The sequence below is a fragment of the Stackebrandtia nassauensis DSM 44728 genome (genome assembly GCF_000024545.1).
Taxonomy (GTDB): domain Bacteria; phylum Actinomycetota; class Actinomycetes; order Mycobacteriales; family Micromonosporaceae; genus Stackebrandtia; species Stackebrandtia nassauensis.
The window spans coordinates 1,074,192-1,097,754 of the sequence record NC_013947.1 but is presented as its reverse complement, the minus strand read 5'-3'; the positions used below and the strand labels follow the sequence as shown (position 1 = coordinate 1,097,754).

24 protein-coding genes are annotated in these 23,563 nt (G+C 68.3%); 8 read left to right on the top strand and 16 right to left on the bottom strand.

What is annotated here, in order from left to right:
* Positions 1 to 187: 187 nt before the first annotated feature.
* The 3 genes from SNAS_RS05120 to SNAS_RS05110 are packed head-to-tail and all read right to left on the bottom strand — an operon-like array spanning position 188 to position 2,616.
* Complete coding sequence (locus SNAS_RS05120) at positions 188 to 1,207, bottom strand: glycine betaine ABC transporter substrate-binding protein (RefSeq protein WP_013016317.1); 1,020 nt, start codon at positions 1,205 to 1,207, stop codon at positions 188 to 190.
* Between the two features lie 18 nt (positions 1,208 to 1,225).
* A complete protein-coding gene (locus SNAS_RS05115) occupies positions 1,226 to 1,936 on the bottom strand; it encodes an ABC transporter permease (RefSeq protein WP_013016316.1) in 711 nt (236 codons plus the stop codon).
* The gene (locus tag SNAS_RS05110) at positions 1,933 to 2,616 is read right to left on the bottom strand and encodes an ABC transporter permease (protein ID WP_013016315.1); all 684 of its coding nucleotides are present in this window, start codon (positions 2,614 to 2,616) and stop codon (positions 1,933 to 1,935) included. The genes SNAS_RS05115 and SNAS_RS05110 overlap by 4 nt, the downstream gene beginning before the upstream one ends.
* A gap of 66 nt (positions 2,617 to 2,682) precedes the next feature.
* Between SNAS_RS05110 and SNAS_RS05105 the strand changes: the two genes are divergently transcribed.
* Positions 2,683 to 3,651, top strand: a complete 969-nt coding sequence (locus SNAS_RS05105; RefSeq protein WP_013016314.1) for an ABC transporter ATP-binding protein — start codon at positions 2,683 to 2,685, stop codon at positions 3,649 to 3,651.
* A 12-nt stretch (positions 3,652 to 3,663) separates the two neighbouring features.
* On the opposite strand, the gene SNAS_RS05100 is transcribed toward SNAS_RS05105, so the two are convergent.
* The 8 genes from SNAS_RS05100 to SNAS_RS32415 form a co-directional block, all read right to left on the bottom strand.
* Positions 3,664 to 4,521 (bottom strand): hypothetical protein, encoded by an 858-nt coding sequence (locus SNAS_RS05100; protein ID WP_144300400.1) that lies wholly within the window; start codon positions 4,519 to 4,521, stop codon positions 3,664 to 3,666.
* 67 nt (positions 4,522 to 4,588) lie between these two features.
* Positions 4,589 to 4,927: a DUF1416 domain-containing protein gene (locus tag SNAS_RS05095; RefSeq protein WP_013016312.1), complete on the bottom strand. Its 339-nt coding sequence runs from the start codon at positions 4,925 to 4,927 to the stop codon at positions 4,589 to 4,591.
* A gap of 3 nt (positions 4,928 to 4,930) precedes the next feature.
* A complete protein-coding gene (locus SNAS_RS05090; RefSeq protein ID WP_013016311.1) occupies positions 4,931 to 5,782 on the bottom strand; it encodes a sulfurtransferase in 852 nt (283 codons plus the stop codon).
* 326 nt (positions 5,783 to 6,108) lie between these two features.
* Entirely contained in the window at positions 6,109 to 6,858 is a 750-nt protein-coding gene (locus SNAS_RS32420) for an Rv0361 family membrane protein (protein ID WP_144300399.1), read from the bottom strand.
* A gap of 103 nt (positions 6,859 to 6,961) precedes the next feature.
* A complete protein-coding gene (locus SNAS_RS05080) occupies positions 6,962 to 7,516 on the bottom strand; it encodes a copper resistance CopC family protein (RefSeq protein ID WP_013016309.1) in 555 nt (184 codons plus the stop codon).
* 2 nt (positions 7,517 to 7,518) lie between these two features.
* Complete coding sequence (gene cydC / locus SNAS_RS05075) at positions 7,519 to 9,258, bottom strand: thiol reductant ABC exporter subunit CydC (RefSeq protein ID WP_013016308.1); 1,740 nt, start codon at positions 9,256 to 9,258, stop codon at positions 7,519 to 7,521.
* Positions 9,255 to 11,300 (bottom strand): ABC transporter transmembrane domain-containing protein, encoded by a 2,046-nt coding sequence (locus tag SNAS_RS05070; RefSeq protein ID WP_013016307.1) that lies wholly within the window; start codon positions 11,298 to 11,300, stop codon positions 9,255 to 9,257. Before SNAS_RS05070 ends, cydC begins: the two co-directional genes overlap by 4 nt.
* Positions 11,301 to 11,482: 182 nt before the next feature.
* The gene (locus SNAS_RS32415; RefSeq protein WP_013016306.1) at positions 11,483 to 12,076 is read right to left on the bottom strand and encodes a hypothetical protein; all 594 of its coding nucleotides are present in this window, start codon (positions 12,074 to 12,076) and stop codon (positions 11,483 to 11,485) included.
* A gap of 197 nt (positions 12,077 to 12,273) precedes the next feature.
* On the opposite strand from SNAS_RS32415, the gene SNAS_RS05060 reads away from it, so the two are divergent.
* The 4 genes from SNAS_RS05060 to SNAS_RS05045 all read left to right on the top strand — a co-directional run bounded on the left by SNAS_RS05060 (position 12,274) and on the right by SNAS_RS05045 (position 14,787).
* Entirely contained in the window at positions 12,274 to 12,672 is a 399-nt protein-coding gene (locus SNAS_RS05060) for a YidH family protein (protein WP_052304913.1), read from the top strand.
* The gene (locus tag SNAS_RS05055) at positions 12,669 to 12,968 is read left to right on the top strand and encodes a DUF202 domain-containing protein (RefSeq protein WP_013016304.1); all 300 of its coding nucleotides are present in this window, start codon (positions 12,669 to 12,671) and stop codon (positions 12,966 to 12,968) included. Before SNAS_RS05060 ends, SNAS_RS05055 begins: the two co-directional genes overlap by 4 nt.
* A 126-nt stretch (positions 12,969 to 13,094) precedes the next feature.
* The gene (locus SNAS_RS05050; protein ID WP_041624557.1) at positions 13,095 to 14,057 is read left to right on the top strand and encodes a hypothetical protein; all 963 of its coding nucleotides are present in this window, start codon (positions 13,095 to 13,097) and stop codon (positions 14,055 to 14,057) included.
* Between the two features lie 52 nt (positions 14,058 to 14,109).
* Positions 14,110 to 14,787 carry a hypothetical protein gene (locus SNAS_RS05045; RefSeq protein ID WP_041624556.1) on the top strand — a complete coding sequence of 226 codons (678 nt, stop codon included), beginning with the start codon at positions 14,110 to 14,112 and terminating at the stop codon, positions 14,785 to 14,787.
* Here the strand turns inward: SNAS_RS05045 and SNAS_RS33725 are convergent.
* The 3 genes from SNAS_RS33725 to pdxH all read right to left on the bottom strand — a co-directional run bounded on the left by SNAS_RS33725 (position 14,714) and on the right by pdxH (position 16,869).
* Positions 14,714 to 15,076 (bottom strand): type II toxin-antitoxin system VapB family antitoxin, encoded by a 363-nt coding sequence (locus SNAS_RS33725; protein ID WP_013016301.1) that lies wholly within the window; start codon positions 15,074 to 15,076, stop codon positions 14,714 to 14,716. The two genes, SNAS_RS05045 and SNAS_RS33725, sit on opposite strands and share 74 nt — an antisense overlap.
* A 165-nt stretch (positions 15,077 to 15,241) precedes the next feature.
* Entirely contained in the window at positions 15,242 to 16,141 is a 900-nt protein-coding gene (locus tag SNAS_RS05035) for an aldose 1-epimerase family protein (RefSeq protein WP_013016300.1), read from the bottom strand.
* 83 nt (positions 16,142 to 16,224) lie between these two features.
* On the bottom strand, positions 16,225 to 16,869 hold the full coding sequence (pdxH, locus tag SNAS_RS05030) for a pyridoxamine 5'-phosphate oxidase (RefSeq protein ID WP_013016299.1): 645 nt from the start codon (positions 16,867 to 16,869) through the stop codon (positions 16,225 to 16,227).
* Between the two features lie 99 nt (positions 16,870 to 16,968).
* Here pdxH and SNAS_RS33720 point away from each other — a divergent pair, with 99 nt between their 5' ends.
* Positions 16,969 to 18,189, top strand: coding sequence for an RNA-guided endonuclease InsQ/TnpB family protein (locus SNAS_RS33720; RefSeq protein ID WP_013016298.1), 1,221 nt, complete (start codon positions 16,969 to 16,971; stop codon positions 18,187 to 18,189).
* A gap of 354 nt (positions 18,190 to 18,543) precedes the next feature.
* Positions 18,544 to 19,644 (top strand): citrate synthase 2, encoded by a 1,101-nt coding sequence (locus SNAS_RS05020; RefSeq protein WP_013016297.1) that lies wholly within the window; start codon positions 18,544 to 18,546, stop codon positions 19,642 to 19,644.
* 9 nt (positions 19,645 to 19,653) lie between these two features.
* On the opposite strand, the gene SNAS_RS05015 is transcribed toward SNAS_RS05020, so the two are convergent.
* Both SNAS_RS05015 and SNAS_RS05010 read right to left on the bottom strand, forming a co-directional pair.
* Positions 19,654 to 21,084 carry an NAD(P)H-hydrate dehydratase gene (locus SNAS_RS05015; protein ID WP_013016296.1) on the bottom strand — a complete coding sequence of 477 codons (1,431 nt, stop codon included), beginning with the start codon at positions 21,082 to 21,084 and terminating at the stop codon, positions 19,654 to 19,656.
* Positions 21,085 to 21,185: 101 nt separating this feature from the next.
* The gene (locus SNAS_RS05010) at positions 21,186 to 21,554 is read right to left on the bottom strand and encodes a holo-ACP synthase (RefSeq protein ID WP_013016295.1); all 369 of its coding nucleotides are present in this window, start codon (positions 21,552 to 21,554) and stop codon (positions 21,186 to 21,188) included.
* A 131-nt stretch (positions 21,555 to 21,685) separates the two neighbouring features.
* Here SNAS_RS05010 and glmS point away from each other — a divergent pair, with 131 nt between their 5' ends.
* A complete protein-coding gene (glmS, locus tag SNAS_RS05005; protein ID WP_013016294.1) occupies positions 21,686 to 23,536 on the top strand; it encodes a glutamine--fructose-6-phosphate transaminase (isomerizing) in 1,851 nt (616 codons plus the stop codon).
* Positions 23,537 to 23,563: the final 27 nt, after the last annotated feature.

Genomic DNA, 23,563 nt, shown 5'->3' with positions numbered 1-23,563 from the left:
GCTCCGTTCCTTGCTACTTGCGGACCGCACGGGCACACAGGGGCATGAGCCCGGCCGGTCCGACCAGAGGGGTAGGCCACTGGTCGTCGAACCAAATGGCTTATATACACACTATGGTGTCCGACGCCTCAAGTCAAAGATCCAGAGACTTAAATATCATTAAGGAACAGGTTTTTTCGGCAGGTCACTAGCCCTTGACGGTCACACCATCCGCGAGTGCACTGTCCGTTGTGGTCACAGTACCGACGGTGGAGTCTCCACTGGCGACCGACTGCTTGGTGCCGGTGCCGAGGTCCAGTGAGTTGAAGGTTCCGAACTGGATTCCGTAGGTCTCCTTGAGACCCACCTCGCAGTAGAGGCGCTTGGGGCACTCGGGCGGACCGGCCAGCGACGAGGCCTTGCCGCTGCACTTGTCGGCGAAGTCCGACAGCGTCTTGACGCCGTGCTCCTTGGCGAAGGCCTTGGTCACGACGTAGGCGTTCTGCGAGGCCGCCTCGGCGGGTTCGCTCAGCGCCAGTCCGGCGTCCTTGGCGAAGGGCTTCAGCGTGTCCAGGGTCTTGTCGATGTCGTTGTCGGCGATCGGGTTCTTGGCCGAGTCGGCGTCGGGGTCCGGGTTGAGCGTCTCGGTCAGCGAGGCGGCGTACTCCGGGATGACCTGGAAGTCGTTGTCCTCCAGCGCGGGCAGGTAGGTCTCGCGGTTGCCGACGTCCTTCAGCTCGGTGGTGTACCCGGCGCCCTCCAGCGCGATCGCGTACAGGTTGGCGACGATCTCGGACTCGGTGTAGTTGGCGTGACCGACCACCAGCGAGCCCGAGCCCTTGTCGAGGCCCTTGGTGAGCTTGTTCTTCTCGGCGAAGGCCTTGGCGGTCTTGGCCGCGGACTTGCGGTCGACGTCGACGGACTTGTTCAGCTCGATGAGGTCGTCGGTGGTCAGCTTCGCCGAGACCGCGTTGACGGCGGCGATGGCCTGCTCGTCGGCGGCCTTGTCGTTGAAGGCGGCCAGGATGTTCTCCGAGGCCTGCAGTTTCTTGTCGTCTTCGAGGGCGACCAGGCTGTCACCGGCGACGGGTTCACAGCCCTTGCCGGACACCTTGTCGGCGTCCTTGGTGCCCGAGGAACCCGGGGAACCACAGGCCGCCAGGCCGAGCGCCAGCACGGCCACCGCGGCGGGAAGAGCGACGATTCTGGTGATCTTGTGGGGGGACATGGACTTGACCTTACGGGTTCAGACGGACATTGACACCCTCGCCTTGGTGCGCGAGAGGTCGCGAAGCGCGATCGGCGTGACGTATTTCTCGCCCACCGCCAGCACGCCCTCGACGATCAGCGCCAGGCCCGCCACCAGGATGCCACCGGCGAGGATCTCGCCGCCGCCCTTGGCCAGCCCCAAGCCGAAACCCCGGCTGATGATCTCTCCGAGCCCGCCGCCGTTGAACAGTGCCGCCAGCGTCGTGGTGGCCACGATCTGCACCGCCGCGGTGCGAAAACCACTGGCCAGCTGCGGCACCGCCAGCGGCAGCTCGACCTTGAACAGCATCCCGGATCGTGAGAAGCCCATGCCGTGGGCGGCGTCGCGGGCGTCGGGGTCGACCTCGCGCATGCCGGTGTAGGCGGTGGCCAGCAGCGGCGGCACCCCGAACAACGCCAGCGCCGGGACCACCGACTGTGGACCGAAACCCAGGGCCGTCAAGGGAAGCAGACTCAACAGCGCCATAGTGGGCACCGCGCGCGTCACATTGGACACGACGACGGTGATGGTGCCGCCGCGTCCGGTGGCCCCCAGCCACACCCCCAGCGGCCAGGCCACGACGAGCGCGAGCAACAGCGCCGCGCCCGACAGCGCCAGGTGCTGGCCCAACAGCGCGAACACCCCGTCGGGGTTGGTCCAGTTGAGCGGGTCGTTGAGCCAGGTCAGCGCCTCGGAGAAGATGTTCAACTCGTCCGTCCCCTCGTCCAGGGCGTCATCAGCCGGGTCACCAGGGACAGCAGCACCTCGAAGGCCAGCGCCAGCGCGATGCACAGGATGGTGGCGGTGAGGATCTGCGGCTTGTAGAGGTTGTTGCGGAAGCCGGTGAGGATGAGGCCGCCGAGGCCACCGTGACCCACGACCGCGCCGATGGTCACCATCGCCACGGTCGACACGGTGGCGATGCGCAGCCCGGTCATGATGCTGGGCACCGCCAGCGGCAGCTCCACCCGCGTCAGCAGGTGCACCCGGCTGTAACCCATGCCGCCCGCGGCGTCGATGACGTCGGGCGGCACCTGCCGCAGCCCGGTCAGCGTGGCGCGCACGATGATCAGCATCGCGTACATGACCAGCCCCACCTCGACGGTGATCAGCGACTGCCCCAAAAACGGGGCCAACAGCGCGAACACCGCCAGCGACGGGATCGTGTACAGCACACCCGAACCCGACAGGATCACCGTGGCGGCCAGCCGGGAGCGGGCCGACAGGATGCCCAACGGGATCGAGATCACGGCGGCCACCACGACCGACACCACGGTCAGTTCCAGATGTTCCAGGAGGGCACTGCCCAGCGTCGCGGCATTGTCCTCAATATATGACCAGGAGAACCACGGGTTGCGTGGGTCGTCGAGGCCGATCGACAAAGACACGCGCCCACCGTACCGGGAAACGCGCGTGACTGGTCAACGTCGGTGGCTCCCTGTAGGGTCTGGCCTATGTCTTCCGCGACCGCCGCGCCGATAAGGCTGGACGGTGTCGAGAAAATCTACGACGGGGGTGGAACCGCGGTCGCCGACCTGAGTCTCGACATCGCCGCGGGCGAACTCGTCGCACTCGTCGGACCGTCCGGATGCGGCAAATCCACAGTACTTCGCATGATCAACCGGCTCATCGAGCCCACCTCGGGGTCCATCTACGTGGACGGTGAGGACGTCACGTCCTCCGACCCGGTGGAGCTGAGGCGCCGCATCGGCTACTGCATTCAGCACATAGGACTTTTCCCGCACCAGACCGTCGCCGCCAATGTGGCCACCGTGCCCAGGCTGCTGGGCTGGGACCGCGACAAGGCCACCGAGCGGGTGGAGGAGCTGCTGGACCTGGTCGGCCTCGACGTCGGCATCCACGGCAAGCGCTACCCGCACCAGTTGTCGGGCGGGCAGCGGCAGCGCGTCGGGGTGGCCAGGGCACTGGCCGCCGACCCCGTGGTGCTGCTGATGGACGAACCGTTCTCGGCCGTCGACCCGATCGCCCGGGGGCGGCTGCAGGAGGAGTTCCTGCGGTTGCAGGCCGACGTGGGCAAGACCATCGTGTTCGTCACCCACGACGTCGACGAGGCGATCCGGTTGGGCGACAAGATCGCCGTGTTGTCCAATGAGGCGAAGCTGGAGCAGTACGGCACCCCCGCCGAGATCCTGCGCCGCCCCAAGACCTCGTTCGTGTCGGAGTTCGTCGGGGCCGACCGGGGCGTGAAGAGCCTGTCGGTGACCGGCCTGGCCCAGGCACAGCTGCGGGAACTGCCACCCGGTGAGCACCCGACGGTGACGTCGGCGGCGAACCTGCGCGAGGCGTTGTCGCGGCTTTTGGACGGCGAGACCGGTTTCGTGTCGGTCACCGAGTCCGGCCATTCGCTGGGCGGGTTGAGCGCCGACGACATCTACCGGGCCCTGCACTCCGACGACGGCTAGCCCGCGGGCGCGTCAGTCGCCGGATTTGCCGTCGCAGCCTTCGGTGGCCGTGACCGTGACGGCGCGGCCGTCGAGGCTGACGGCGTGGGTGACGCCCTCCAGCCGGTAGGACAGCAGTTTCTTCGAGGCCACCGTGACCTCGGTGTCCTCGGGCAGGTCGTCGGCCAGCTTGGCCAGGTCCGCCTTGGTGTCCTTGGCCAGTTCGCCGGTGGCCGTGGCGGTGCTGGCGGTGCCGCCGGGACCGCCCAGGTCGCCGCAGGCCGCCGTGGCCGAGCTCCAGTCCGGGTCGTCGACGTCGAGTCGCTTCAGCAGCATCGCCGACTGGGCGCCGGGGGCGAAGGCGGGCGCCAGCTCCCCCACCGCGTCGGCGGCGGGGCGGCAGCCGGTCGTGGCCCGCCACACCACGAGCTCCGGGTCCTGCCGCAGCTCGAAGTCCACGTAGTCGGCGCTGGTGCCGCTGTAGGACGGGCGTTTGCTGAACGAGGTCGGCTCCAGGTCGTACCGCTTTTTCAGTCCCTTGTACAGCTCTTCGGCGGCGGCGCGGGCGTTCTTCTTGCCGGTGTAGACGGTGACGGTGCGGGAGTACTCCACTCCCGAGCGCACCGGGGTGATGTCGCAGGCGCCCTCAAAGGTCAGTGCCGTCAGCGAGTAGCCGTAGGGTTTGCCGGTCAGCAGTCCGGCCGCGTCGCCGACGGCGGCGTCCAGCCGGGGCAGCGCGTCGGCGGGCCGGGTCTGCTCCCGCACCGTCACCGACGGGGTGAACAGCGCGAACACCGCGATCAGCAGCGCCCACGCGGCCACGCCAGCGGCGACCTTGTGCCGCTTGAGCACGGCAACGGGCGACCGCGACGGTGAACTGGTGGAAGGCACGGCATCAATAGTGCTGCCCCGGTTCCAGTCGCCTGGAACCGGGGCGGCAAGCGTCCGATCGCGACGGTCAGCGCTTGACCGAAACGGTGACCTCGTTGAGGCCCCGGCTCGCCTGTACCGCCGTCTCGCCGTCCCCTTCGCGGGAGAGGGCGCGCAGCGTCCACTCGCCGTCGGCGGCGAAGAACCGGAACGCGCCACCGTCGCCGGTGACGACCTCGGCGGTGAACTCGCCGTCGCCGTCCAGGAGTCGCACGTAGGCGCCCTCGACGGCGTCACCGGTGGCGGACTTGACGCTTCCGGTGATGACGGTCTCGGTTTCGAGGTTGATCGCGGCCGGCAGTGCCGCGGACTGGTCGGGTGCGCCGCAACCAGCGGCGGTCAGAGTGTTAGACGTGTTGGTCCCCATGACTTACAGCGCCTTTCCGGGCTCGTCGCCCAAAGCGATCGGCACGCCCACAAGCGAGCCGTATTCTGTCCACGAACCATCGTAGTTACGAACATCGTTGTGCCCCAACAATTCCCGCAACACGAACCAGGTGTGCGAGGAACGTTCGCCGATCCGGCAATAGGCTATGGTCGGTTTGGAGGAGTCCACTCCTGCCTCGGAATACAGTTCGGAAAGCTCCTTATCGGACTTGAACGTTCCGTCCTCATTGGCCGCCTTGCTCCACGGCACGCTCAGCGCCGTCGGGATGTGTCCGGCGCGCTGCGACTGCTCCTGCGGCAGGTGCGCCGGGGCCAGCAGTCGGCCCGCGTACTCGTCGGGAGAACGCACGTCGACCAGGTTGGAGGAGCCCAGGGCGCCCAGCACGTCGTCGCGCAGTGCCCGGATCGAGCGGTCCTGTTCGGCGGCCACGTAGCTGGTGGCCGGACGGTTGACCGGGTCCGAGCTGAGTGGACGGGCGTCCAGCTCCCACTTCTTGCGGCCGCCGTCCAAAAGCTTGACCGAGTCGTGGCCGTACAGCTTGAAGTACCAGTACGCGTAGGCGGCGAACCAGTTGTTGTTGCCGCCGTAGAGGATCACGGTGTCGTCGTTGGCGATGCCGCGTTGCGACAGCAGATCCGAGAACTGCTGCCGGTCGACGAAGTCGCGTCGGACCTGGTCCTGCAGGTCGGTCTTCCAGTCCAGTTTGACGGCACCGGGAATGTGCGAGTTGTCGTAGGCGGTGGTGTCCTCGTCGACCTCGACGAAGACGGTCTTGTCGGTGTTGAGATTCTGCTCGGCCCAGTCGGCGGAGACCAGGGTTTCGGCACGGCTCATGAGAAATGCTCCTGTTGGATGGGAAATCTACGGACGGGAAACACGGCCGAGAACGCGTACACCGTGGTGTGAGAACTCACGATGGAAACCGCGACAGAAGATATGACGCATGCCGATGAAGGCGGACTGAGCGGAAGATGGCTTCTGCTTGTACCTAACCTCAGCGCACGCTGCGGCCGCAGGTCAGCGGCGACACAGGCTGGCGGCGATCAAGCAGAAGTCGATCGCGCGTCGCTTGGTGAGGAAGGGCGAGCGCATGGAAAAGACGGTAGCAGGTCAAGCCCGCCACCGCCAATGTCCGTAATGGACCGATTACGTCGCGCGTCCTAGGTCGGCGTGTTCCAGTAACAGATCTTCCATTCGCCGCTTTCGATCTGTAGATCGGCGGAGAAATCGTAGGTCTCGCCCTGGACCTCCTGCTTGACCTTGACATTCGCGTTGGAATCGTCCTTGATCGTCTCCTCCCCCACGGTGTAGGTGGAGGCGTCGACGGTCTTCCAGAACTCGTCCTCGTCGTAGGAACCGAAGAAATCCGACTCGGATCCCTGCATGGACGAGCACAAAGTCTTGTACGCGCCGTCCACATCGTGGGCACGCACGGCGTCGTAGTAGTCGTTGACGACGTCGGTGGGCGTCTGGCTCGGCCCCGCCGAGGAGTCGGACGCACTGGAGGAACCGCCGTCGGTTCCGGAGTCCTCCGAATTGCCGGCGTTCGCGAAGAAGATCACACCCGCGATGCCCGCGACGATGACCAGCACCGCCGCGATACCGCCGATGACCCAGCCGATCGTCGCGTTACCCGACGACGGGGGCGGCTGCGGCGCGAAACCCCCCTGCTGGGGCGCGGCGCCCATGCCTCCCGGCGGCGGCCCGTACTGGGCGGGACCGGGCTGCGACATCGGCCCGTACTGGGTCGGCGGCGAGTCCGGCCAGCCACTGTTGGGTGGCGGCGGCGTGTAAGGCGCCGCCGAACTCGGCGGAGAGGCGGGCTGATCCGGGTACCCGAATGGACTCTGAGGGTCCGGCCCGTTGTTGATGGGGTCGTCCGGATAGCCACCTTGCGGTGGGTATGTCAACGTCACACCTTCGTTCGAGGCTTCGAGGGATTGATTCGTGCCTCTCGAACTCTAAGGGATCAAGGTGCCATCTCCCAGCGCTGTGCCGGGTCGTGGCATTAATTCACGAGTCACGGGAGCGTCGGCGCACCAGCAGCACCACCACGACGACCACGACGACGACCCCGGCCGCGACCAGCGCCACCGGCCCCCAGCCGAGCCCCGAGTCGGTCGTGGCGGCCTCGTCGGTGTCCTTGGTCTCCTCGTCGGCGGACTCGGCGGCCGAACTGGGCTCCTGGTTCTCCTTCGGCACCGAGGCGACCGAGAAGCTGATGCTGTCCTCCACCGGGTGTCCGTCCTCGGACACGATCCGGTACGACACCGTGTACTCGCCCTTCACCGGCAGCTTCAGCGCCTGCGTGATGGTCTTGTCCTCGATGCTCGGCTTGGCCACGTCGAGGTTCTCGCCGTCCGGTTTGATCACGGCCACCTTCGTCGACGGCGCGTCGAGCACCTCGGAGAAGGTCAGTTCCACCGTCTCGGGGGCCTCGTCGAGCTTCGCCCCGTCCTTGGGGTCGGACGAGACCAGCGCCACGTGGGCGGAGGCGGGAGTGGCGGTCACGGGGATCAGCAGGGCGGCGCCCAGCAGCGCGCCCGACAGGATTCGCAGGATTCTCACGGTCAGGTAGTCGCCGCCGTGGTCGCGAAAGTTCCCGCGAGCTGGCGGAACGGTCCGTCACGTTCGATCAGTGCGGCGTAACCGCCGCGCTCCACGACCGACCCGGACTCGACCACCAGGATCTCGTCGAACACGTCCAGGTGAGCCAGGTGGTGGGTGACGCACACCAGCGAACGGCCGTCGGTCGCCGAGACCAGGTCGGCCATGACGGCCGCGGCGGTGTCGGGATCGAGGTGCTCGGTGGGTTCGTCCAGCAGCAGCACCGCGTGACCGCCCAGCAGCGCCCGGGCCAGCAGCAGCCGCTGCCGCTGCCCGCCCGACAGTGCGCGGCCGTCCTCGCCGACCGCGATCCCCAGGTCCAGATCGGGCAGCCCGGCGCGGGTCAGGGCGGCGCGCAGCGTGTCGTCGGAGGCGTCGGGGTCGGCGACGCACAGGTTGTCGCGGACGTCGGTGTTGAACAGGTGCGCGTCGGAGAACATGCCGCCGATGCGGGTGCGCACGTCCTCGCCGCGCAGCGATTCCAGACTGACACCGCCGAGGGTGACCTCGCCGCGGGCGATGCCGGTGAAGCGCACCAGCATGGACAGCAGCATGGTCTTGCCGGCGCCGCTGGCGCCGACGATCGCGACGCGTTTGCCCGGCGGCAGGTCGAGGCTGACGCCGCGCGAGGCGTGGCCGCCGACGGCTTGCGGCGTGGGATCGGTCGCGTCCGACGCCGACGCTCGCCGTGGGAGCGCCGGGACGGCGTCGGTCAGGACCAGTCGCGCGTCGCCGTCGGGCAGCGGTTCGGGGTGCTTCGGGTCCGGCACCGGCGGTTCGGCGTCCATGATGGCCACGATCCGGTCGGTGGCCGAACGGGTCTCGGCCAGGCGCCGGGCGGCCTGCGGCAGCGGCGCCAACGCCTCGAAGCTGACCAACGCGGTCAGGGTCAGCACGGCGGTCATGACGCCGAGTCCGTCGGCCAGCAGCAGCACCCCGATGACGCCGGTCCCGGCGACCAGCGCGTGAGCGGCGGTCACGGCCGCGACCACACCCGAACCGGTGCGCTCGGCTCCGGCCAGCGCGGCGGTGTCGGCCGCACCGCGCCTCACCGCGGCGTCGGTGGCGCCGTAGGCGGCCAGGTCGGCCGAACCGTGAATGAGGTCCATTGTCGACGCGGCCAGCGCGGCCCGGCGGGTGACGGTGCGGCGCGCGGTGCGCTGGGCCAACAGCGCCGCGGCCAACGGCAACAACACGCCCGACACGAGCATGCAAGCGGCCAGCAGCAACGCCGCGGCCGGTGAGAACACGGCGGTGAACCCGATCGCGGCCACCACGACGACCAGAGCCGTCCACATGGGAACGAGCACCCGCAGCAGCAGATCCTGCACGGCGTCCACGTCGGACACGAACCGGGTCAGCAGGTCCCCGCCCCGGAAAAGCCGGGCCCCCATGGGAGCCAGCGGCGTCAGCGCCCGGAACACCGTGCCACGCAACCGCGCCAACGCCCGCAGCACAGCGTCGTGCCCCAGCAGCCGATCCAGGTAGCGCAGGACACCCCGTCCGATGGCGAACGTCCGTACCGACACGATCGCGACGGTCAACGCCGTCAGCGGCGGCTGCTCAGCGGCGGTGGCCAGCAACCACGTCGCGGTCGCGATGAGCGCGATGCCGCTCAGCTCAGCGGCGGCGGCGATGAGCGCGGCCAACCCCAACCGGGGCAACTGTCCCCGGACCAGTCCCAGAACCCGCAACACACTCACGAGGTCACCTCCCGCACCCGCTGCCCGTCACTGACGAGCCGCCCGGATTCGATGCGCCACACCCGATCCGCGCCATCCACAAGAGCCGGACGATGCGCGACCACAAGAGCGGTCCGGCCGCGCAACAACGCGGTGGTGGCCTCAGCCACGAGCGCTTCACTGATCGAGTCGAGGCTGGCGGTGGGCTCGTCGAGCAGCACCAGCGGGCAGTCGAGCCGCCGGATCCTCAGGAACGCGCGCGCCAGAGCGACCCGCCGAGCCTGCCCGGCCGACAACCCGAAACCGTCCTGCCCCAACATCGTGTCGTATCCGTCCGGCAGTTCGTCGATGAACTCGGTGGCGTGGGCGGCCTCAGCGGCGGCGACCACCTCCGCGAGACTCGCGTCCGGCTGGCCGAGCCGGATGTTGTCGGCGAGGCTGGCGGCGAACAGGTGCGGCCGCTGGGGCACCCACGCGATGCGCCGTCGCCAAGCGTCAATGTCAGCCGTCGCCAGCTCAACGCCGCCCGCCGCGTCGCCGTCAACCCGGTCTTCGCCCACGCCGCCGCGGTTGGCGACCGCACCCCGGGCAATCTCACCGCCGCCACGTTCGGCATTAGTATCAGCCGTTCCCCAGCGGGCCGTCTCGCCGCTGCTGGCTGCCGTTTCGTTCGCACTCAAGGGCTTCGTTCCGGCCCACCGCACCCCTCCGGTGCTGGGCACCACGAAGCCAAGCAGCACGTTCAGCAGCGTCGTCTTGCCCGCGCCGCTGGGCCCGACCAAGGCGACAGTCTCCCCCGCGATTGCCCGCGCGCTGACGCCGTCGAGTGCGGGAACATCCCGGCCGGGGTAGCAAACGGTCAACCCCGCCAGTTCAAGCCAGCCCAGGCCAAGGGGTCCACCATCCTCCTCCCCACTTTTGACGGTAGTCGGCCCCACGCTTGAGCTGTCGAGCGTTACTGACATTTCCTGTGGACAAACCGCAGCCTGTGGATACTTCGCGGCTTGGGAGGAACGGCCTTCCGCAGCGACGCCTTCGGGGACGGGAGAATCCTTTGCCGTGGCGGCCTTGAGGTCGGAAGAAGTCTCCGTAGCGACGCCCTCGGCGGCGGGCGAATCCTCCGCCGCCGCCTCGTCCACCAGCGACAGGGCTTCCTTGGTCGCTTCCATTCCCTCGGCAGCGGCGTGGAACTGGGTGCCCACCGCGCGCAGCGGCAGGTACACCTCCGGAGCCAGCAACAACACCAGGAACGCCGTGCGCAAGTCCATCCCGCCCTCGAGCAGGCGCAGGCCGATCGGTACCGCCACCAGCGCCACCGAGACCGTCGCCACCAGTTCCAGCACCAGCGCCGACAGGAACGCCACCCGCAGGGTCTCCATCGTGGCGCGGCGGTAGCGGTCGGCGGTGTCAGCGACGGATTTGGCCGCCGAACCCGCGCGGCCGAAGATCCGCAGCGTCGACAGTCCCGAGACGGTGTCGAGGAAATGCCCGCCCAGTCGCGACAGGGTTCGCCACTGTTTCTCGGTCTTGGACTTGGTGTGCCAGCCGATCAGCACCCCGAAGATGGGGATGAGCGGCAGCGTTATCGCGATGACGATGAGCGAGGCCCAGTCGTTGAAGGCCAGCACGATCAGGATGGTCACCGGGACGGTCGCCGCCAGGCACAGTTGCGGCAGGTAGCCGGTGATGTAGGCGTCGAGGCCGTCGACGCCGCGCGTGATGAGGGTGACGGCCTCGCCCGCACGGTTGTTCCACAGTGGTCGACGGCGTCCGGTGGCGCCGAGCACGTCGGACCGCAGCTGTTCCTTGACCGCGGCGGCGGCGCGGGCGGAGGTGACCTGTTGACCCCAGGCCAACAGGGCCCGGGCCGCGAAGGCGGCGGCGGTGAACGCGAGCGCGGTGGTGTCGAGTTCGCCAGCCACGCCCGACACCAGCACGAAGGACAGCGCGACCGCCTGGGCCACGATGGCCGCGGCGCTGGCCACGGCGAAGATCCCGGTGGCCGTCAGGCCCCGGCGCAGGGTCGGCACCCGCCGCAGCAGTTTCGGATCTATCGGGGGCACAGCGATATTCTACTTTCAGTAGAAATTCGGACGCCGGGCAGCATCCCCCGTCCAAGCCTCACGCACATGACGACAGCCTACACATACTCGACGAACGCTCCATTGAGGAATATGCTGTCGGATGACACGAAAAACTCCCGCGACGGTTGCCCGTCGCGGGAGTTGTCGCGTCAATGTCGCGATTAGCTGGACTGTCCGCCCAGACCCGGACCCGCGTCGACTTCCTTGTCTTCGTAGGTCACGTCGTCGGCCACACCGTCGGCGTTGGAGTCGGTGAAGGTCGACTCCGGGGTGCCGTCAGCGTCAGCGTCGATGGTCGTGGTGTCAGCCACGCCGTCCAGGTTCGTGTCCTGAACGGTGGTGTCCATGGTGCCGTCACCGTCGGTGTCGGTCTGGACCGTGTCGATCGCGTTGTCGCCGTCACCGTCCGCGTCGGTGGCGACCTGGTCAACCACGCCGTCCTCGTTCAGGTCCATCTCGGCGGTGTCGTAGACGCCGTTACCGTCGGCATCAGTCATCTGGGTGTCGTAGATGCCATTGCCGTCGGAGTCCATCAGCAGCGAGCCGTCATCGGTCACCAGCGCGTCGGCGACACCGTCGTTGTTGGTGTCGTAGGCGGTGCCGTCGTCGGTCTCCATGCCCTCGTCGTAGACGCCGTCACCGTTGATGTCCACCAGGCCGCTGTCGTCGGCGGCCGCGTCGTCCTCGGTCGAGGTGTCCTCTTCCGTGGTGGTGTCTTCTTCTTCGGTGGCGGTCGGGTCGTCGTAGTCGTTCATGTCTGTGCTTCTCCCATTAGTGATTTTTTACTTGTTTCCCTGTCCTGCCGACGACAATACGCAGTGCGTCGGAAAGGTGAAATCCCCAAAGTGTGCCAGCGTGGGGGCGCCTGATTTCGGGGCTGAGGTGAGATTACCGCCGCTGGTCAGCCCGCATCCACCGGCCCGATCATTGTGAAGGCGCGATACTGGTCGGCGTGACTGATCACGAGAAGCCGAGCCCGGGAATTTTGAAGGCCACATTGAACCCGCGCAGCCTGCGCGAGACCGGCACCACTCCCGATTACCGCTTCTCCCTTGCCAACGAGCGCACCTTCCTGGCGTGGCTGCGCACCGCGTTGGCGCTCATCGGCGGCGGTATCGCCGTGGCCCAGTTCCTGGACATCGGCGCCCGGAAGGCCATCGCGGTGGTGCTGCTGGTGTTGGGCGCGGTCTGCGCGCTGCGGGCCGTCGCGCACTGGGCGGCCTGTGAACGTGCCATGCGCCGCAAGCAGGACCTGCCCGCGTCCCGGTTCCCGGCGGTGTTGGTGCTGCTGGTGACGCTGGGCGCGCTGGGTCTGATCCTGGCCGTGTTGACCGGACGGTTCGCGCCGTGAGGGATCGCGGCGCGCAACCCGAACGCACCCGGCTGGCCTGGCGGCGCACCATCCTGACCGCCACCGTCGTGACGATCCTGTGCGTCAGACAGGCCCTGTCGCCGGGCCCGACGCCGCGCGCGGTCCTGCTGGCCGCCGTCATCGCACTGGCCTGGGTGGGCCTGGTGGCCGGGGCGCAACTGCGGATCCGGACGCTGGCGCGGGCCCGGCCCGGCGCGATGCGGCCACCGTGGCCCGCGCTGGCCAGCGTGGGTGTGCTGACGCTGGCGGCCCTGGCCGCCCTGACCGTCGGCTAGCGGTGCACACTGGACGGAACCGGTTCCTGGCTCCGGAGCCGGGAACCCGGACGCGGCATGACGGATTGACCGTTCGCGACGGCTCACGGACTTCGATGGCTGGCGCCGATACGGCAGACTGAAACCGTGACCTACCAGCCCCCGTCAGGCAACGGTCAGCAGCCGCTGCCGCAGACCTATCCGCGAGTCCCCTCGGCGCCGCCCGGGCCCTCACCGCAGCTGTCGCCGATGTCGGCGCCGCAGCAGGAGCGGCCGATCCCGTCGCCGCTGGCCACCACCCCGCCGCCGGACCTGTATCCGCCCACCGCGCGGCAGCTACCGGCCGCGCCCGCGCCGTCCGGACCACCGATGTTGCGGGCGCTGTCGGGTCAGCTGTCCAGTCCGTTGCCGGTCATCCTCGCCGGGGTCGGGTTGCTGCTGCTCGGCCTGGCGTTCTTCCTGCCGCTGGGTGAGTACACCTGGGGCGGCAAGGCCGGGTCCGACCCGATGAGCGAGTTCTCGCTGTACGGCGGCGAGCTCACCCGACGGGTGTCGCTCAGCGTCGGCGAACAACCCGCGATCGCCGCGTTGCCGTTCACGGTCGCCGCCGCGATCGCGCTGGCCGCGTCCCGCCGGTGGCTGACCTTCGGCCGCCTGGCCTCGGCCGGGCTGGGAATCCTCGTCATCGCCTCCGAGTTCGGCCGCGCCTACCTGTGGAAGACCGACCTGCAGGACTCGATCGACCGGCTCGGCTCGTTCGACGACATCGATGAGGGCTTCGGCTTCTCCAAGAAGGCCCTGGAGGACGTGAACGTCGACTTCGGTGTCGGACTGTGGCTGTTCATCGCCGGTGCCGCGCTGCTGGTCGCGGCGGTCATGGTGATCCGTCCCGCGAACCGGCCCGGATTCGTCACGCCGCCGCACGTCGCCCCACAACACCCGCCCGCCTACCCGCAGGTCAACCAGGTGCCGCCGCAGCGCTTCCAGGCGCCGCCGACCGCCGCCGCGCCCGCGCCCGCCGCGGCCCCCACCGACGCCGACCGGGCCGTGGAGGTGCACGACGATCCACCGTCACTGTCCATATACAAACCTCCGAAAAAGGACGTATAGATAGACAGCCCTGCCCGCACCATCGCCAGCGACGGCAGGGCATCATATGGACATGACTGAGTCCCCACAACAGCCCGGCTACAGCGCCGCGCAGCAACAGCAGGCCGCGGCCTACGCCGCCCAACAGCAGCAACAGGCCTACGCCCAGCAGGCATACGCCCAGCCCGCCCCCAACGTGTTCGACAAGCTGCCGATGAACATCGTGACCTTCGGTCTGGCGGCGGGCGGCGCGGTCGTGCTGTTCATCGGACTGCTCATCGCCGGATCCAAGTCCGACAGCATCCTGGACGTCAACAGCAGTGTCCTGGGGGCCTCAGTGGCGCTCATGGTGGCCACCGCCATCGCCATCACCACCGGTCCCAAGTACCGCAACGCCTACCGGCTGATCACGCTCGGCCTGGCGATCGTGGCGCTGGGTTCGACGGTGGGCGCGCTCATCGGTGACGGGGAACTGTCCAACGCCGACGGCGCCGTGGTCATCGGCCGCCTGTTGTTCGTCGCCGCGCTGGGTCTGTTCACCGCCTCGACCTTCACGATGGCCGAGCCGGTCGCCGCCAACCCGCAGCAGCTGGCCGCCATGCAGGCGGCGCAGGCGCAGCAGGCCGCTCAGCAGCAGGCTGCCGCCCAGCAGGCCGCGGCGCAGCAGCAGTACCAGGCTACTCAGGCGATCCAGCAGCAGACTGGGGAGCAGCCGACGACCTGGCAACAGCAGCAGCCACCGCAGCAGTAGAGAACTCGTACACCCGCACGTGGATCGCGCCGCGCTGTTGCAGCGCGGCGCGCAGTGCCCGGTGCAGGCCGTCCTCCAGGTAGAGGTTGCCCTGCCAGGCCACCACGTGCGGGAACAGGTCCCCGTAGAAGGTGGAGTCCTCGGCGAGCAGCTTGTCGAGGGCGAGTTCGCGTTTGGTGGTGACGAGCTGGTCCAGCCGCACCGAACGAGGTGGCACCTGTGCCCACTCCCGCAGGCTCAGCCCGTGGTCGGGATAGGGGCGGCCGTCCCGCACCTCTTTAAAGATCATCAATGCCCCCAGGTCATTGGCTTCTTCTCTTGTCGATTAAGACGCCTTGCCGACCCTGCCCGGAGGTCGAGTGTGACCTGTTTCATGGTCAACGCGGCGGAAACCCGGGTTTCGAGTTAGACCGCCGCGCGGCGTCAGGGGCCTACCAGTATGCCTCAATTCCCGTTAACCGTGGCGTGGCGTGATGCCCCAGGTGCCCGACCAGGCGTCGAACGGCGACAACGTCACCAGGCCGGTGCCGCTGCGCAGGGCGTCGGGCGGGCAGCTCATCGGCTCCACCGCCAGCGACCGGCGACGGCGCTCACCGTCGAGCTGGTCCCCGGTGTACAGGTGCAGCCAGCCGAACGAGTCGTCGACCCACACCACCACCGACTCGGAATCGTCCTCATTCGACAGTTCGAGTCGGGCGATGCCGTCGGAGTCGCGCTCCAGGTCACCGAAGGTGGTGTCCAGGACGGTGTCGCCGATCGCGGTGGCCTCGGTGAAGGCCGCCTGCGTCTCACCGCTGGGGAGCTTGCGCTCGTCGGTGAGCAGCTGCTTCTTGGCCGGGACCCGCAGCCGCCACTTGTCCAGCGGCGAGTTCGGCAGCATCAGGTACGGGTGCACGCCCAGCCCCAGCGGGCAGGAACGGGTGCCGACGTTGCTGGCGGTGTGTACCGCCCGCAAGCCGTAGGGCCCCACCGACCAGCGGGTGCGCAGCACCAGCTGGAACGGGTAACCCGGCTGCGGCGACAGGTCGCATTCCACGGTCACCGAGGAGTCGCTGACGTCCACGGCCCGCCAGCGCAGCCAGCCCACCAGGCCGTGCAGCGCCACCCGGTTGGCCGGCTCGTTCCACGGTAGTTTGTGCCGTTCGTCGTCGAAGCTGTACTCGCCGTCGGCCAGGCGGCCCGGCCACGGCGCCAGGACGTGCCCGGCCCAGCCGGGGGCCAGCTCGTCGTCCTCGTACGCGTCGACATAGGACCTTCCGTCGACGCTGAAACTCCGCAGGCCACCGCCCACCGAAGCGATGACGGCTTCCCGGCCCGAATAACCAATAGTCCACTGTTCACCAGACAACGCCATTTTGAAGCTCCGTTTACGAAGGGAGTGTGTGGGGCAGCCCCAACCCTGCCGGGGGCGGGCAACAACAGGGAAAGCTTATTGGCTCACGGCGCCAGCCGTACGGGCACCCAAGCCGACGACTCTCGGTGATAACGCACCCGGTCGTGCATCCGGTTGCGTCGGCCCTGCCAGAACTCGATCAACCGCGGCTCCACCAGGAAACCGCCCCAGTGCGGCGGGACGGGAACCTCGTCGGGAAAGCGGGCCTCGGCCTGGGCGAACGCCGACTCCAGGTCGGTACGGCCGGGGATGGGCCGCGACTGCGGCGAGGCCCAGGCCGCCAGTTGCGCGCCCCGGGGGCGGGTCGCGAAGTACCGCGCCGACTCCTCGGGAGGTACCCGCTTGGCGGTCCCCGACACGATGACCTGCCGGTGCAGCCGGTACCAGCCGAACAGCAGGTTCACCTTGGGGTTGGCGGTGAGCTGGACGCCCTTGTCCGATGTGTAGTTCGTGAAGAACGTGAAACCGGAGGTGTCGAAGCTCTTGAGCAGGACGGTGCGCTGCCTCGGAAACCCCTGGTCGTCCACTGTCGCCAGCACCATGGCGTTGGGTTCGGGCTCGACTGTGGCGGCCTCGTCGAACCAGCGCCGAAACCACCCGAACGGGTCGGTTTCGAGGTCCAGTTCGTCGGGTTCGTCGTACTCGCGGCGCAGGCGCGAAAGATCCTCGGCATTCACGGTTCGCTTCACCTAAACCTCCGTGGATATGTGCCTCATTGACCAGAAGGAAAGGCTCGCGACATATCCGAATTCCTTACACGCACCCTAACATTGTGTAAGGTCTGCGGCATGCGAACGGCGTACAAGTGCCGGGCCTATCCCGATTCCGAACAGGCGGCCATGTTGAGCCGTACATTCGGATGTGTGCGTCTGGTATGGAACAAGACCCTCGCTGAACGTCATCACAGATATCACTCTGAGGGAAGACGCACTTCGTACCGGGAAACGGACGCCACGCTGACAGCATGGAAGAAGACGCGCGAGCTAGCATTCCTTTCCGAAGTGTCGTCGGTGCCGTTGCAGCAGACACTCCGTCACCAGCACGCCGCCTTCGCGAACTTCTTTGCCGGAGGAGCCAAGTATCCGAGATTCAAGAACCGAAACTGGCGCCAATCGGCCCACTACACCCGGGCAGCGTTTCGCATGCGGGATGGTCAGCTGTGGCTGGCGAAGGCATCCGCGCCGCTGCGATTCGTCTGGAGCTGGGACAATATCGACTTGGTCGCGCTCAAGCCGACGACGGTAATCATCTCGCGGGAACCGGACGGCCGCTGGTACGTCGCGTTCGCAGTCGACATCGATGCGCCAGCTCCCTTGGAGGAGACGAAGCACGCTGTTGGCATCGATGTGGGGATAAAGAACTTTGCCGTAACCAGCGACGGCGAGCGAATTCGCAACCCATGTCACTTGGAACGCAAATCTCGCAACCTTGCCCGCTATCAGCGCAGAATGGCTCGTTGCCAACGCGGCAGTATGAATCGGCGTAAGGCGAAGGCGAAAGTCGCTCGTACCCACCGCAAGGTTCGCAACGCTCGTCAAGACTTCCTACATCGCACATCGGCAAACCTGGTCCGCAAAGCCGACATTGTCGTCGTCGAAGATCTCGGCGTACGAAACATGGTGCGCAACCGGCGCTTGGCGCGTGCTATCTCCGATGCAGGTTGGAGCGAATTCCGGCGGCAGCTGGAGTACAAATGTCAACGTGCCGGACGCCGTCTGGTGGTAATCGATCGCCACTACCCCTCTTCCAAGACATGCAACGCCTGTGGGCATTTGCTAGCAAAACTGAACCTGGGTACCCGGGCATGGACGTGCCCCTCCTGCCGCGCCCGCCACGATCGGGATCACAATGCGGCCAAGAACATCCTTGCGGCAGGTCTTGCCGTAGCTGCGGCCGAAAGCCGTAGCGATGCCTGTGGAGCTGATATCAGACGGCAAGGGCCCGCCCTTCCGCGATCGGCGGCGAATCAGGAAACTCACCCCGTGAGGGGTGTGACCCCTCATCCTTAGGGCGAAGGGGACAGTCAAATTGTGGGACGACACGGAAGACAGCTGGCGGTTACGCGGGAATCACGGCCGGACGGTGTGGCCAAACCGTTAAGTTTGGCACACGGTCCTTGGGGGAGCAGGCGAATATGGCGGAAAATTCCGGGCGTATCCCATCAAACCCGCCGATAACCGTGCGCGATGTTGCGCGGTGTTGCCGCGAATCACGAACCCTGCGTGCAGGAGTGCTCGTGCGTTCGGTGCAAAATGGGGTCCTTACGCAAGATCGCCGCCGCGACGCCTCCGCCCGCCGGGGCCGCACCCCGGGTGTTTTGCGACGGCGAGACTATCCGCCAACCTTTTGAGGAGAACACCACCATGGCTGAATTCAAGCCAGGTCTCGAAGGCGTAGTCGCCTTCGAGACGGAGATCGCCGAACCCGACAAGCAGGGCGGCTCGCTGCGATATCGCGGTGTCGACATCGAGGATCTCATCGGCCACGCCTCCTACGGCCACGTGTGGGGCCTTCTCGTGGACGGCGCCTTCGGGCCGGGCCTGCCCCCGGCCGAGCCGTTCCCGGTTCCGGTGCACACCGGGGACATCCGCGTCGACGTCCAGTCGGCCGTGGCCATGCTGGCCCCCTACTGGGGCCTGGGCCAGCTGCTGGACATCAGCGACGAGCAGGCCCGCGAGGACCTGGCGCGGGTATCGGTGACCGCGCTGTCCTATGTGGCGCAGTCGGCGCGCGGGGTGGGTCGGCCCGCGGTGCCGCAGAAGGAGATCGACAAATCCGACACCATCGTGGAACGCTTCATGCGCCGCTGGCGCGGCGAGCCTGACCCCCGGCATGTCAAGGCCGTCGACGCGTACTTCATCTCCGCCGCCGAGCACGGCATGAACGCCTCCACCTTCACCGCCCGCGTCGTCGCCTCCACCGGCGCCGACGTGGCCGCCTGCATCTCCTCCGGCATCGGCGCCCTGTCCGGCCCGCTGCACGGCGGCGCGCCCTCCCGGGTCCTGCACATGCTCGAGGAGGTCGAGCGCACCGGCGACGCCAAGACCTACGTCAAGGGCGTGCTGGACCGCGGCGAGCGGCTGATGGGCTTCGGGCACCGGGTCTACCGGGCCGAGGATCCGCGGGCGCGGGTGCTGCGCCGCACCGCCAAGGAACTGGGTTCGGAGCGTTACGAGGTCGCCGAGGCGCTGGAGAAGGCGGCGCTGGCGGAACTGAAGGAACGCAAGCCCGACCGGGTGCTGGCCACCAATGTGGAGTTCTGGTCCGCGGTGGTGCTGGACTTCGCGCAGGTGCCCGCCGACATGTTCACGTCGATGTTCACCTGCGCCCGGGTCGCGGGCTGGAGCGCCCACGTCATGGAGCAGAAGAAGCTGGGCCGTCTGGTGCGCCCGGCCGCCACCTACGTCGGTCCCGGCCCGCGCAAGCCCGAGACCGTTCCGGGCTGGAACGAGGTCGCCGACTGACGCCGACGCCTATGTGACGGCTGTACCCAGGGCCCTGCTGATCGCTGTCGGCAGGGCCTTGGCTATGCCCGAGGCGGTGACGGGGCCGTGGTTGGCGGCCTCGCGTCCGGCCAGGCCGTGCAGGAACGCCGCCGACATCGCCGCGCGCTCCGGCGGCACCCCGGCGGCCAGCATCGCGCCGAGCAGTCCCGCCAGCACGTCCCCGGAACCGGCGGTGGCCAGGCTCGGGTCGCCAGTCGGGTTGAAGTACAGGTCGCCGTTGGAGTTGGCGATGATGGTGCGGTAGCCCTTCAGCAGCACGATGCAGTCCAGCCGCTGCGCCAGGTCGAGGGCGTCGGCGGCCCGGTCGTCGCCCGGGGTCCGTCCACTCAGGCGGGAGAACTCGCGGTCGTGCGGGGTGATGACGCTGGGCGACTGCCGCTCGTACAGTGCCTCGGGTTCGTCGGAGATCAGGGTGAGCGCGTCGGCGTCGATGCACATGGGAACCGGGGCGGCCATGGCCGAGGCCAGCTGGGAGGCGGCCTGCGAGTCGGTGCCCATGCCGGGCCCCACCGTCCAGGCCTGCACCCGTCCGGCGTCGGCGACCCGGTCCTTGGTGACCACTTCGGGGTAGCTGTAGCGGATGTGGCGGGAAGCCGTTCCCGCGTAACGGATGTAACCGGCCGGGCCCGCCAGTGCCCCGGCGGTGGCCAGTTCCCCGGCGCCGGGGTAGCGGAACGAACCGGCGCACACTCCCAGCACGCCGCGGGTGTACTTGTCGTCGTGGGGGCGGGCGTGCGGCCACCACGACCGCACGTCGGACAGTTCGGGGACCTTGGCGTAGGGCTCGGGCAGGAACGGACCCAGTCCGATGTCGACACAGTCGACGATCCCGGCCAGCGCCGCCGCCGCACCCACCGCGAGCGCGGGTTTGAGGCAGCCGAAGGTGACGGTGACGTCGGCGCGCACCGCCTGCGCGACCGCGGCGCCGGTGTCCACGTCGACGCCACTGGGGACGTCGACGGCGACGGTCAGCACCCGGCCCATCCGCGACAGCATGATCGCGGCGTTGTCGGGCAGCCCGGGACGGCCGCCGATGCCCAGGATCCCGTCGATGACGAGATCGTGGTGCTCGGGAGTGGTGTCGGTGACCCGGCCGCCAGCCGCACGGAACTCCGCCAGCGCGGCGGCGTGGGTGCGGCCCGGGAAGATCTCCACGGCGGTGACCGCCGCGCCGCGCCGGGCCAACAGCGCGCCCGCGTACAGGGCGTCGCCGCCGTTGTCGCCGCTGCCGGCCAGCACCGTCACGGCCGAGCCGTACAGGCCGATGCCGTGCAGCAGCCGCGCGCACCGCGCCGCCAGGCCCGCCGCCGCGCGCTTCATCAGCGCGCCCTCGGGCAGTCGCTTCATCAGCTCGGCCTCGGCCGTTCGGACCTGGTCGACCTTCCACACTCCGCGCATGTCAGTTCTCCCCCGTTTCGGCCGCCCGGAAGCCAACGGTCCCAGCCGTCGTCGCCGCATCGGCCCGCCAGCTCGGGGTCGTCGTGTCGTCGCCGCGCATGTCAGTTCTCCGCCACGACTATCGCCGAGGCGATGCCGCCGTCGTGCGACAGCGACAGGTGCCAGCGCTCCACGCCGCGTTCGGTGGCGGCCTCGGCCACCGAACCGCTGACGGTCAGCCAGGGCCTGCCGTCGGGGTCGGCCACGATCTCGCAGTCGTGCCAGTGCAGGCCACCGGGCGCGCCCAGCGCCTTGGCGACCGCCTCCTTGGCGGCGAACCGGGCCGCCAGCGACTCGTACGAGCGCGGGTTGCCGGCCGCGGTCAACTGTTCGGATTCCGTGAACAGGCGGCTGGCCAGCAACGGCGTCCGTTGCACTGCCTTGGCGAAACGTTCCACGAGAACCACATCGATACCGACTGCCACAATCATCACCCGCAACTGTACTTGCGGCTGAGGTATCCGGTATGCGACCAGGCGTTCAACATTATGAACAGAGACGTTGCGCGAAAACCCGCCTTTCGCTCACCGCCCTTGATCGAAGCTCGGGTAGGCTGGCGGCCATGTGTGGAATCGTGGGCTACGTCGGACCGAAACCGGCGATCGAGATTGTCAGCGAGGGCCTGCGGCGCCTCGAATACCGCGGCTACGACTCGGCCGGGGTCGCGCTGGTCGACGCCGAGACGCTGTCGGTGGAGAAACGCGCCGGGAAACTGGCCAACCTGACCGCGGCCGTCGACGAACGCGGCGGCATGACCGACCCGCGCACCGGCATCGGCCACACCCGCTGGGCCACCCACGGCGCCCCCACCGACCGCAACGCGCACCCGCACGTGTCGGCCGACGGCCGCACCGCGATCATCCACAATGGCATCATCGAGAACTTCGCGCAGCTGCGCACCGAACTGGAGTCGGCGGGCATCGAGTTCGCCTCCGACACCGACTCCGAGACCGTCGTGCACCTGCTGTCGGCGCAACTGGCCGAGGGCCGCGACCTGTCCGAGGCGATGCGGCGGGTGTGCCGACGTCTCGAGGGCGCCTTCACGTTGCTGGCCGTCAACGCCGACCACCCCGGCACCGTGGTGGGTGCCCGCCGCAACTCCCCGCTGGTGGCCGGGATCGGCGAGGGCGAGTACTTCCTGGCCTCCGACGTGGCCGCGTTCATCGCGCACACCCGCGAGGCCGTCGAACTGGGCCAGGACCAGGTCGTCACGATCGACGCGTCCGGCATCACCATCACCGACTTCGACGGTGTCGCCATGGCGGGCAAGCCGTTCAACGTCGACTGGGATGCCTCGGCGGCCGAGAAGGACGGCTACGAGTACTTCATGCTCAAGGAGATCGCCGAGCAGCCGCGCGCGGTCGCCGACACGCTGCGGGGCCGCACCGGCACCACCGGCGAGATCACCCTCGACGAGGTCCGCATGTCCGATCAGGACTTCCGCGATGTCGACAAGGTCTTCATCGTCGCCTGCGGCACCTCCTACCACGCGGGAATGGTCGCCAAGTACGCCATCGAACACTGGACCCGACTGCCCGTCGAGGTGGAACTGGCCAGCGAGTTCCGTTACCGCGACCCGGTACTGGACCGCTCCACACTGGTCATCGCGATCTCGCAGTCCGGCGAGACGATGGACACGCTGATGGCACTGCGGCACGCCAAGACCCAGAAGGCGCGGGTGCTGGCCATCTCCAACACCGTCGGCTCCACGATCCCCCGCGAGTCCGACGCGGTGCTGTACACCCGGGCGGGCATCGAGGTCGCGGTGGCGTCCACAAAGGCCCTGTTGACCCAGCTGGCGGCCTGCTACCTCGTCGGGCTGCACCTGGCGGGCGTGCGGGGCGTCAAGTACGCCGACGAGGTCGCCGCGGTCGTCGCCGAGCTGTCGGCCACCCCCGACAAGATCGAACAGGTGCTGGCGGCGATGGAACCGGTGCGCGCCTTGGCCCGCGACATGGTCGACGCCGACCGGGCGCTGTTCATCGGACGCCACGTCGGCTACCCGGTGGCGCTGGAGGGCGCGCTGAAACTCAAGGAACTGGCCTATATGCACGCCGAGGGCTTCGCGGCCGGGGAACTCAAACACGGCCCGATCTCACTGATCGAGCCGGGAACCCCGGTCGTGGTCGTCGTGCCGTCCCCGCGCGGGCGCAGCATCCTGCACGACAAGGTGGTGTCGAACATCCAGGAGGTCAAGGCGCGCGGCGCCCGCGTCATCGCGGTGGCCGAGGAGGGCGACGTGGTGGTGGCGCCACACGTCGACCACACCGTCTTCGTCCCCCGGGTGCCGACCCTGCTGGCCCCGCTGTTGGCGGCGGTCCCGTTGCAGGTCTTCGCGTGCGAGCTGGCGGCGGCCAAGGGCCACGACATCGACCAGCCCCGCAACCTGGCCAAGTCGGTGACGGTCGAATAGGGACCACGGCGACCCGGTAGCGTGGCG

Bases quoted from the DNA above. Each gene is read 5' to 3' on its own strand.
- SNAS_RS05015 (WP_013016296.1), bottom strand. From the start codon at position 21,084: ATGCGCGGAGTGTGGAAGGTCGACCAGGTCCGAACGGCCGAGGCCGAG.
- SNAS_RS05120 (WP_013016317.1), bottom strand. From the start codon at position 1,207: ATGTCCCCCCACAAGATCACCAGAATCGTCGCTCTTCCCGCCGCGGTG.
- SNAS_RS05105 (WP_013016314.1), top strand. From the start codon at position 2,683: ATGTCTTCCGCGACCGCCGCGCCGATAAGGCTGGACGGTGTCGAGAAA.
- SNAS_RS05035 (WP_013016300.1), bottom strand. From the start codon at position 16,141: ATGGCGTTGTCTGGTGAACAGTGGACTATTGGTTATTCGGGCCGGGAA.
- SNAS_RS05095 (WP_013016312.1), bottom strand. From the start codon at position 4,927: ATGGGGACCAACACGTCTAACACTCTGACCGCCGCTGGTTGCGGCGCA.
- SNAS_RS33720 (WP_013016298.1), top strand. From the start codon at position 16,969: ATGCGAACGGCGTACAAGTGCCGGGCCTATCCCGATTCCGAACAGGCG.
- SNAS_RS32415 (WP_013016306.1), bottom strand. From the start codon at position 12,076: ATGAACGACTACGACGACCCGACCGCCACCGAAGAAGAAGACACCACC.
- SNAS_RS33725 (WP_013016301.1), bottom strand. From the start codon at position 15,076: ATGATCTTTAAAGAGGTGCGGGACGGCCGCCCCTATCCCGACCACGGG.
- SNAS_RS05090 (WP_013016311.1), bottom strand. From the start codon at position 5,782: ATGAGCCGTGCCGAAACCCTGGTCTCCGCCGACTGGGCCGAGCAGAAT.
- SNAS_RS05020 (WP_013016297.1), top strand. From the start codon at position 18,544: ATGGCTGAATTCAAGCCAGGTCTCGAAGGCGTAGTCGCCTTCGAGACG.
- SNAS_RS05045 (WP_041624556.1), top strand. From the start codon at position 14,110: ATGACTGAGTCCCCACAACAGCCCGGCTACAGCGCCGCGCAGCAACAG.
- glmS (WP_013016294.1), top strand. From the start codon at position 21,686: ATGTGTGGAATCGTGGGCTACGTCGGACCGAAACCGGCGATCGAGATT.
- SNAS_RS05010 (WP_013016295.1), bottom strand. From the start codon at position 21,554: ATGATTGTGGCAGTCGGTATCGATGTGGTTCTCGTGGAACGTTTCGCC.